The sequence below is a fragment of the Ensifer sp. Root423 genome (genome assembly GCF_001426275.1).
Taxonomy (GTDB): Bacteria; Pseudomonadota; Alphaproteobacteria; order Rhizobiales; family Rhizobiaceae; genus Ensifer; species Ensifer adhaerens.
The window spans coordinates 58,716-65,361 of sequence record NZ_LMEG01000018.1 but is presented as its reverse complement, the minus strand read 5'-3'; the positions used below and the strand labels follow the sequence as shown (position 1 = coordinate 65,361).

The 6,646-nt window shown below is 63.7% G+C and carries 5 protein-coding genes; 4 read left to right on the top strand and 1 reads right to left on the bottom strand.

Going from position 1 to position 6,646, the window contains the following annotated elements:
* Positions 1-560 precede the first annotated feature (560 nt).
* The 3 genes from hrpB (at position 561) to ASD01_RS18390 (ending at position 5,025) form a co-directional block, all read left to right on the top strand.
* The gene (gene hrpB, locus ASD01_RS18400; RefSeq protein WP_034802122.1) at positions 561-3,020 is read left to right on the top strand and encodes an ATP-dependent helicase HrpB; all 2,460 of its coding nucleotides are present in this window, start codon (positions 561-563) and stop codon (positions 3,018-3,020) included.
* A gap of 34 nt (positions 3,021-3,054) precedes the next feature.
* A complete protein-coding gene (locus tag ASD01_RS18395; RefSeq protein ID WP_034802125.1) occupies positions 3,055-4,362 on the top strand; it encodes an ActS/PrrB/RegB family redox-sensitive histidine kinase in 1,308 nt (435 codons plus the stop codon).
* Positions 4,363-4,440: 78 nt separating this feature from the next.
* Positions 4,441-5,025, top strand: a complete 585-nt coding sequence (locus ASD01_RS18390) for an ActR/PrrA/RegA family redox response regulator transcription factor (RefSeq protein WP_034802128.1) — start codon at positions 4,441-4,443, stop codon at positions 5,023-5,025.
* Between the two features lie 58 nt (positions 5,026-5,083).
* Here the strand turns inward: ASD01_RS18390 and ASD01_RS18385 are convergent, their stop codons facing one another.
* Positions 5,084-5,608, bottom strand: a complete 525-nt coding sequence (locus ASD01_RS18385; protein ID WP_034802131.1) for an MmcB family DNA repair protein — start codon at positions 5,606-5,608, stop codon at positions 5,084-5,086.
* 183 nt (positions 5,609-5,791) lie between these two features.
* On the opposite strand from ASD01_RS18385, the gene ASD01_RS18380 reads away from it, so the two are divergent.
* Positions 5,792-6,481, top strand: a complete 690-nt coding sequence (locus ASD01_RS18380) for a L,D-transpeptidase (protein WP_034802133.1) — start codon at positions 5,792-5,794, stop codon at positions 6,479-6,481.
* Positions 6,482-6,646: the final 165 nt, after the last annotated feature.

Below are 6,646 nucleotides of genomic sequence, written 5' to 3'. Positions count from 1 at the left end.
CCCCTCAATCAGCACCAAGCCAATCAGGAAACTCTAGAGCGAAGGTCGTCGTCGCCAGCAGCGCCGCCGCCCTCGTCAGTGATCGGGCTTATAGACCCCCATCCTCGCAGACGTCAACAGCCACGTTCAAAAAAACTTCAAAAATCGACAACTCTCTGAATTTACACAATAATTCCAGCTGTTGATAAACTAGGTCGATTTAATGCACCGGAAAACCAGCGAATCCGTGGCGCGAATCTTTGACCAGGCGGTCAAAAACCTGATGGCCATTTCACGTGGCCCAAAACGCCCCTCTGAGCGACCTCATCTACATGTAGACAGCATGGGTCTCTCAGCTGTCAGATGTAGATATCTCCAGCAACGAGGCGCCATACGAAGCACGCTCACGGACGCACCACGCTTGCCCTTGGGCGGGCGATTGCCGTACTTGCGAATTGTCCGCCCTGCCCGACATGACGATCCATGCGGTGGCGGACCGACAACATGGTGATGCATGAGCCGACGGATGCACCGACCGCACGCAGCGCCATCATCTCTATATAGGGGGCGGAGAACCAGACGTGACGACACAGCTTCCTGCGCTTCCGGTTCGCGACGTGCTGCCCGCACTGGCACATGCGCTCACCGCAGGCCCCTCCGTGGTGCTTTCCGCCCCACCCGGCGCCGGCAAGACGACGCTTGTTCCGCTCTTCCTGCTCGATCAGGACTGGGCAAAGGGCGGAAAGATCATTCTGCTCGAGCCGCGCCGGCTGGCAGCGCGCGCCGCAGCTGGCCGCATGGCCGAGCTCCTGGGGGAAAAGGTCGGCGAAACCGTCGGCTATCGCATGCGTCTCGACAATCGCGTCTCCGGCAAGACACGCATCGAAGTGGTGACCGAGGGTGTGTTTGCCCGCATGATCCTCGACGACCCGGAACTCAAGGGCGTCGCAGCCGTGCTGTTCGACGAATTCCACGAGCGCTCGCTCGACGCGGATTTCGGCCTGGCGCTGGCACTCGACGTGCAGGCGGCGCTGCGTGACGACCTGAAGATCATCGTTATGTCGGCAACGCTCGATGTCGAGCGGGTCTCGGGCCTGCTTGGCGATGCGCCGGTCATCGAGAGCCAGGGGCGCAGCTATCCGATCGACATCCGCTACCAGGATCGCGGCGGCGACAGCGTCGAGGACACGATGCTGCGGGCCATTGCCGAAGCGCATCGTACGGAAGATGGCTCCATCCTCGCCTTTCTGCCCGGCCAGGCCGAAATCACCCGAGTCGCCACGCGGCTCCAGGACCGCTTCGACAACAATACGGCGATCGTACCGCTTTATGGCAACCTGACCCAGAAGGAACAGGATGCAGCGATCCGGCCGGCGCCATCAGGCACCCGCAAGATCGTGCTTGCCACCTCGATCGCCGAAACCTCGATCACCATCGACGGCGTACGCATCGTCATCGACAGCGGCCAGCAGCGCGTTCCGGTGTTCGAGGCAGCGACCGGGATCACGCGGCTGGAGACGGTGCGCGTGTCGCGCGCGTCTGCCGATCAGCGCGCCGGCCGTGCGGGGCGAACCGAACCCGGCATTGCCATCCGTCTCTGGCATAGCGGCCAGACCGCAGCGCTTGCCGCCTTCACGCCGCCGCAGATTCTGGCCAGCGATCTCTCGGGCCTGCTGCTCGACTGCGCCCATTGGGGTGTCAGCGATCCGGCCACCCTTGCCTTCATCGACGCGCCGCCGGAGACGACACTCGCCGAAGCGAGGAAACTGCTGACCAGCCTTGGCGCGCTGGACGAGGCCGGCGCGCTGACCCCGACGGGCCGCAAGATCCGCGACCTGGCCTTGCCGCCGCGGCTGGCGGCAATGGCGGTTGCCGCGGCCGAAGAGGGACAGGCGGAAACCGCGTGTCTCTTGGCGGTGATGCTGACCGAACAGGGCTTGGGCGGTAACAGCGTCGATCTCGAGGACCGGGTGCGCCGCTTCCGTCAGGAGCGTGGCGACCGCGCCGACGCCTCGCGCAATCTGGCGCGGCGCATGGCGGCCGAGCTGAAGGGCGCGCCGAAATCGAGCGAACCGATCCAGCCGGGTGCCCTGCTGATGCACGCCTTTCCCGACCGCATCGCGCTGCAGCGCGGTGGCCGCGGCCGGTTCGTCATGGCGAACGGACGGGGCGCCGAGATCCCCGAGACGGAGCGGCTGGCGGCGGCTTCCATGCTCGTCATCGCCGACCTGACCGGCCGCGCCGGCGGCCAGCGCGTGCTGGCGGCGGCAGAACTGACGCGCGCCGAGGTCGAGGCGCATATGCCCGAGGCGATAACCCGCGAGGACCAGAGCTTTTTCGACAAGGCCAGCCGGCAGGTGCGGGCGCGTCGGGTCACGCGGCTCGGCGCCATCATCTTCGAGGAGGCGCCGCTCACACGACCGACCGGTGAATCGGCGGCGCGGGCACTCGCCGACGGCGTACGCCAGCTCGGCCTTGCCATCCTGCCCTTCTCCAAGGAGGCGATGCAGATGCGCGACCGCATCGGCTTCCTCAACCGCTCGATCGGTGAACCCTGGCCGGATGTTTCCGACGAAGCGCTGCTCGACCGTCTCGACGACTGGTTCGTTCCCTTCCAGCACGGCATCACCGCGATTGCCGACATCAAGGCATCCAACCTCTCCGACGGTCTGCTCTCCCTCATTCCACACGAGCGGCAACGGGAACTCGGGCGGCTGGCGCCGACGCATTTCGAGGCGCCGACCGGGCAACGGCACCCGATCCACTACGACGGCGACGAGCCGCTGCTGTCGATCCGGGTACAGGAGCTGTTTGGCCTGAAGACCCATCCGGCGATCGGCGATGGGCGGCTGCCGTTGCTGCTCGAGCTGATCTCGCCCGGACATCGGCCGATCCAGACGACGCGCGACCTGCCCGGTTTCTGGGCGGGTTCCTGGCGCGATGTGCGCGCCGACATGCGCGGGCGCTATCCGAAGCATCCCTGGCCCGAGGATCCGGCCAATGCGGCGCCGACGACACGGGCGAAGCCCCGTGGTACATGAGACGAAAGCATCGATCATTGAAATGCAGGCACGAATGACCACTGTTGCGCTCGAACATAACAACGACCAGACCAGCAACCGCAGCCTGCGCCTGCAGACGCTCGTCCGGCTGCGCTGGCTGGCCGTCGGCGGCCAGTCGATCGCCGTCCTCATCACGGCCTTCTGGCTGCAGTTTCCTCTGCCGCTGATTTCCTGCCTGGTGCTGATCGCGAGCCTCGCGCTGGTCAACGCCTATGTGACGTTGCGCTATCCGCCGACGCACCGGTTGCAGCCGCCGGCGGCCTTCGCGCTTCTCGGCCTCGATCTCGCGCAGATCACCGGATTGCTGTTCATCACAGGCGGGCTCACCAATCCCTTCGCGCCGCTGCTCTGCGTCCCGGTCATCATTTCCTCTGCGTCGCAGCCGAAGTCACACAGCATCATTCTTGCCGGTTTTGCGGTAATCGCCATCACCGCACTCGCCTTTTCACCCTTTCCGCTGCCCTGGTATCCGGGCACGGTCCTGCTGATGCCGCGGGTGCTGACCGCCGGCATCTGGTTTGCGATCGTCTCGATGACCGCCTTTGCCGCCTTCTATACCTACCGCGTGTCGCTGGAAGCGAGTGAGCTGTCGGAAGCGCTGACGGCGACCGAACTGGTGCTTCAGCGGGAAAAGCACCTGTCGCAGCTCGATGGGCTTGCGGCAGCGGCAGCCCATGAACTCGGCACGCCGCTTGCGACCATCAGCGTCGTCGCCAAGGAGATGGAACGCGAACTCGGCGACGATCCGCGCTTCGGGGAGGACGTGCATCTGCTGCGCAGCCAGAGCGAACGCTGCCGCGATATCCTGAAGCGGCTGACGACGCTGTCCTCCGAGAGCGAGGAGCACATGCGGCTTTTGCCGCTGTCGTCGCTGATCGAAGAGGTGATGGCGCCGCATCGCGAGTTCGGCATCCACATCGAGCTCATCGAAAAGGGCGACCGTGCCACGGAGCCGGTCGGCAACCGCAATGCCGGCATTCTCTATGGGCTCGGCAACCTCTTGGAAAACGCCGTCGACTACGCCAAGAAACAGGTGACCGTAACCGTCGAGCACACGGCGGATCGGGTTCGCGTCACGATCGCCGACGATGGTGACGGTTTCGCGCCCGATATCCTGCAGCGGATCGGCGAACCCTATGTGACACGCAGGCAGAAGGATGACAGCGCCGGCGGCCTCGGGCTCGGGCTCTTTATCGCAAAGACGCTGCTCGAACGCTCGGGCGCGCGCCTGCGCTTCGAGAATGGCGGGCCGGAGAGGCCGGGCGCCCGGGTCAGCGTCGAATGGCCGCGCGCCCTGATGGATACGAAACTGGCGAAATGACATTTCGCAGTTTATTGAACGAGGCAGAAACCTATAATCTCGGCGAAAGCGTTCCGTTTTTGCCCAAGGATTGCGAGAATGACCGACAAATCGACAGCTTCGCCCAGCACCACCGCACAGGACGCCGAACTGATCGGACCGGACCGCACCCTGTTGCTCGTCGATGACGACGCACCCTTTCTCAGGCGGTTGGCCCGCGCCATGGAAGCCCGTGGCTTTTCGGTCGACATCGCCGAATCGGTCGCGGAAGGCATCGCCAAGGCCAAGGGCAACCCGCCGAAATATGCGGTCATCGACCTCAGGCTCGGCGACGGCAGCGGCCTCGACGTGATCGAAGCGATCCGCGGACGGCGCGACGACACGCGCATGATCATGCTGACCGGCTACGGCAACATCGCCACCGCCGTGAACGCGGTGAAGCTCGGCGCGGTCGACTATCTTGCCAAGCCTGCCGATGCCGACGACATCTTTGCCGCGCTCGTGCAGCGCCAGGGCGAACGCGTCGAGCCGCCGGAAAACCCGATGTCGGCCGATCGCGTGCGGTGGGAACATATTCAGCGCGTCTATGAAATGTGCGAGCGCAACGTCTCGGAAACGGCGCGCCGGCTCAACATGCATCGCCGCACGCTGCAGCGCATTCTCGCCAAGCGCGCGCCGAAGTAAGCAATCAACTTCCACGACCGGCGCACAACAGCTGCTCCGGTCGCTTTTCCCCGCGGGATCAGTCGCGACCGCCGGAGAGGATGTCGCCGATCGAATCACCGAGTTCGCCGTTGCGCTCGGCCGCCCATTCGGCAAGCATCAGCCGTTGTGCTGCCGTACGGGCAAAGAGTTGCAGCACCGACTTGCGTGTCGCCGGCGGCAGCCTGTGTTCGGGCGCCTCGCGAACGATGTGGCCTTCATAACCGTCAGACAGCAGCAGTCCGCAGTCCTCCGGAAAGATGTCCAGTGGCACGGCGGCATGGGTGGCGAAGAACAGCCGGTCGCAGTGCTGTCGGTAGTCCGGCCATTTGCGGTCGACGCGAAAGTCCTCAATCGAGGTTTTGATCTCGACGATCCAGATCTCGCCCTTCGCCGACAAGGAGATCAGATCGGCACGCCGTCCACTTGCCAAGGTCAATTCCGGCAGGACCGAATGGCGCAGTTCGGCGAACAGCCGCTGCACACCGCGGCGCACCATCATCGCGCGATTCGATTGGCGACCGTCGATCAAGGGGTTGTCGCCATGGATGGAGAGGATCGTCATGCGTCCGGTGTCCCTTTGAGCCGGTCATTTTGTTGCAAAAAAACAAGGGTCATGGAATTTGCACTTTTCAGCCAAATTGTGGCCGCGCAATCTCTTGCATAGCTCAAACTAATCGAAAATAACCGTAGTCACTGTTGGTCGCGGCGACCCAGTTTTTACTTCGCTTCTTTTTAAGAGACTCCCATGCGCTTCCGCAATGCCTTCCTCTTGTGCAGCCTCGCGGCGACACTCGCCGTTGCCGGCTGCTCGACGACCTCGTCCAAGCCCGAAACGGCTGCGAACGAACCCGCGCCCGCAACGGTACAGGTTGCTACGAATCAGATCTTTAACGGCGATTATGGCGCAGTTGAGGATCACGGTTACGCGCTGCCGGCCATTCCGATCAGCAAGGTCGATACCCGTTTCCATCGCCAGATCGTCGATTACGCCACCAGCGAGCGCCCCGGAACGATCGTCGTCAACACGCCGAATCGCTTCCTCTACTACGTGCTGCCGGGCGGCAAGGCCGTTCGTTACGGCATCGGCGTCGGCAAGGCCGGTTTTGCATGGGAAGGCGAAGCCTATATTGCCTGGAAGCAGGAATGGCCGATGTGGCATCCGCCGAAGGAAATGGCGGAACGCAAGCCGGAAGTCGCCAAGTACGTCGAAGATGGCATGGGTCCCGGCCTCAAGAACCCGCTTGGCGCCCGTGCCCTCTACCTCTTCAATGACCAGGGCAAGGATACACTGTTCCGTCTGCACGGCACGCCGGAATGGTCCTCGATCGGTACCGCCGCTTCGTCCGGCTGCATCCGCCTGATCAACCAGGACATCATCGACCTCTATTCGCGCGTTCGCCCCGGCAAGAGCGCCCGCGTCGTCGTCCAGCAGTAATCGAATCAGATCGAGACTGACGAAGCCGCCGACTCTGTCGGCGGCTTTTTTCGTTCGCGCTCACGTCACCCAACTTCCGAGCGAAAGCCGCAAGCAGGCACACCATCGACGCAAAGTTGCCGTCCTGATTCGCGCTCAAATCAGGGTCGCGGTATTTGTCCCTGT